The organism is Moorena sp. SIO3B2, from assembly GCF_010692525.1.
GTDB lineage: Bacteria > Cyanobacteriota > Cyanobacteriia > Cyanobacteriales > Coleofasciculaceae > Moorena > Moorena producens.
In genome coordinates, this window is the sequence record NZ_JAAHHE010000543.1 from 1 (window position 1) to 3,308 (window position 3,308).

The following is a 3,308-nucleotide window of genomic DNA, read 5'->3' on the forward strand; positions in this document are numbered from 1 at the left end:
CTGATAGTTCTCGGTTGGAGGTGGTTGTGGTTTGGGTTTCTGGTACTATGTATGCTACTAAACGTTTATCTCCTGGGTTGTCTTCTCTTGCTAATACTACCGTTTCTTTAACGATGGGATATGAATTAAGAACTGCTTCTATTTCTCCTGTTTCGATACGGAAACCTCTGATTTTTACTTGGTGGTCTATTCTACCTATAAATTCTATATTGCCATCTGGGAGATAACGTGCTAAGTCTCCTGTTTTATATAATTTTTTTGTGAATTTTGAGTCTTCAAAAGGGTTGGGGATAAATTGATCGGCTGTGAGTTCGGGGCGGTTGTGGTAGCCTATTGCTAAACCATCTCCTCCAATATGAAGTTCTCCAGGCACTCCTATGGGGACTGGTTGTAAATTTGAGTCCAGAATATATATTTGGGTGTTGGATATAGGCTTACCTATGGGCAGATTTGTTGCTCCTTCTGCTACTTTATTCACCTTGTACCATGAAGAGAATGTAGTGTTTTCTGTCGGTCCATACACATGAAGCAATCTTTCTGGTGCCCCTTTTTCAAGTACCTGTTTCACTGATTTCGGGTCTACTGCCTCTCCTCCAAATAACAAATGTTTCAAGGTACTGAATGCTTCTGGTACTGAGTAGGCTAGCTGATTAAATAAAGCTGTTGTCAAAAACAGTGTAGTAATTTTTTCTTGTTTGATATAGTTGACAAACTCTTGAGGAGAAAGGAGTACAGATTTGGTAATTATTACTGCCACTGCTCCATGTAATAAAGCTCCCCAAATTTCAAATGTAGCTGCATCAAAAGAGGTGTTGGAAACTTGAGCTACTCGGTCTGTAGAATCCAGTTGCACATAGTTGGTGTTGCTAAAAAGCCGAACTACTCCTTGATGATGAATACTTACCCCTTTTGGTTTACCAGTCGATCCCGAAGTATAGATAACGTAAGCTAACTGATTAGCTTTTACCTGATTTTCGGGCACTTGCTGACTCTGTTGATTAATAATTTCGGAATCTGTATCCAAACAAATCACAGATGCTTTTGTGTCCGATAGATGATGTTGCCATTTTTCTTGAGTCAAGATGATGGATAGTTGTGCATCTTCTATCATGTAATGGAGACGCGAAGTTGGATAATTCGGATCTAATGGCACATAAGCTCCTCCGGCTTTGAGTATCCCTAATAAACCTACTACCATCTCTACTGAGCGCTCTACACATATTCCCACTAGCATTTCTGGTTTCACTCCCAAGGTTTGCAAGTGGTGGGCTAGTTGATTCGCTTTATTGTTTAATTGGGAGTAGGTCAGTTTTTGTTGATCAAATACTACTGCTACTGCATCTGGGGTTTTCTCTACCTGCTCCTCAAATAACTGATGGATACATTTGTGATTTGGATAATCTGTTTTGGTATTGTTCCACTCCACCAGTATTTGGTCTAGCTCTGGCTCTGTCATTAATGGCAACTGGCTAATCGGTCGTTCGGTCGTCTCTACTGCTGCTGATAGTAAGTTTTGGTAATGTGACAGCATACGACTAATTGTTTCGGCTGAGAACAAGTCTGTGTTATAGGCACAGAATCCTTTGATTTCTTCTCCTACTGGCCACAGATGTAACTCTAAGTCAAACCTCACTGTCATCTCAGCTCCTGCCCCTTCATACCAACCTACTTCTAAGTTAGGTAAGCTAAAGGATGGTTTTAAGATTTCCGACTGCTGCACCGCAAACATCACCTGAAATAACGGGTTTTGCGATAGTGCCCGTTCTGGCTGCAACTGTTCTACCAATTTCTCAAAGGGTATGTCTTGGTGACCATAAGCTTCTAGAGCTGTTTGTTTAACTCGGTTTAATATTTCTGTGAAACTCGGGTCCCCTCCCAGGTCTGTGTACATGACTAGGGAGTTGACAAAGAAACCAATCAACCCTTCTATTTCTGAGCGGTTGCGGTTAGCTATCGGTGTTCCTACTGCTATGCTTTCTTGACCACTGTAACGAGACAGCAATACTTTGAATACTGCTAACAGGGTCATAAATAGGGTGGTTCCCTGCTTTTGGGTGAGTTGTTTAACTTTTGATGTTAGTGCTGCTGGTATGTTTATGGGTATACCTGCTCCATTAAAAGTTTGAACTGGGGGTCGGGGATGGTCTGTGGGTAGTTGTAGTTGGGGTAGGTCAAGGAGCTTTTGCTTCCAGTAGTTGAGTTGGCTAGAGAGGGTAACACCAAGTAAGTAGTTCTTTTGCCAAACTGCAAAGTCGGCATATTGTATTGGTAGTGGGGGTAATGGAGATGATTGGTCTGCCAGTGTGGCAGTGTAAATAGCCGAGAGTTCTTTGGGTAATACTGTCAGTGACCAGCCATCACTAGCGATGTGATGTAATGTAATTTGCAGTATGTGTTCTGTTGTTCCTAGTTGAAACAACTGAGCCCGTATGGGGGGGTCTACTTCTAGATTGAATGAAAGTTCATTTTCTTGTTGGAGTAGTTGTTGGAGTTTCGTAGTAGCTTCTGATGGTGTTAACCCACTTAGGTCTTTTCTGGGTAGTTCTAATTCAAAGGGGGGTTGAATTATTTGTACTGGTGTGCCGTTGATTTCACTGAAAGTGGTTCTCAGGGTTTCATGGCGAGCGATGATTTGGTTAAGACTTTTTTGTAGGGCTACATAGTCCAATTTACCTACCAGATGTAGGGTTAATGGCATATTGTAAGCGTTGCTACTCAAGGCCATTTTTTCAATAAACCATAGCCTTTGTTGTGCGAAGGATAACGGCGGAGGATTGCCATTTCGTTCAATAGGCTCTATGAAAGTTTCAATAGTATTAGTAGCTTGCTTAACTTGACGTAGAAAACTTAAGATTTCTGCCTTACGGTCAACCAACTCACTACGTAACATAGATGTGAGTTTTCCTTTTGGAGCACTGTATTTTAAGCGATCTTCCTCAACCCAAAGCTTAATTCCTAGGCTACGAAGCTCAAACAATAACTGTTTAATAGTTTTCATAATTCTCCTTTTTCCTCATCTTCTTGTTGTATTGCAGAACCTTCCCCTACACTTTGGAGAACATCTTTTGCTACTATCAGCATAGTCTCAATTTCCTCTGCCAGAGTTGCCACATTAGGATACTTAAATAGACTTTGCAGGAGTAATTCCATCCCAAAAGTTTGTCGCACCCGAGACACAACTTGAGTTGCCATCAAAGAATGACCCCCCAAATCAAAGAAGTTATCGTGTATTCCCACCTGTTCTATACCCAACACTTCTTTCCAAATCTCTGCTAATACCTTCTGTGTCTCTGTCTGTGGAGCTACAT

Annotated in this window: 2 protein-coding genes; both read right to left on the reverse strand. The window is 41.4% G+C overall.

The genetic code is table 11. The features are described 5' to 3' along the window. On the reverse strand, nt 1–2,998 hold a 2,998-nt coding region (locus tag F6K38_RS37685; protein ID WP_287360097.1), incomplete at its 3' end, for a non-ribosomal peptide synthetase. Beyond that, nucleotides 2,995–3,308 (reverse strand): phosphopantetheine-binding protein (locus F6K38_RS37690; protein ID WP_287360098.1); only part of this gene is annotated, 314 nt, incomplete at its 5' end. The genes F6K38_RS37685 and F6K38_RS37690, both read right to left, overlap by 4 nt.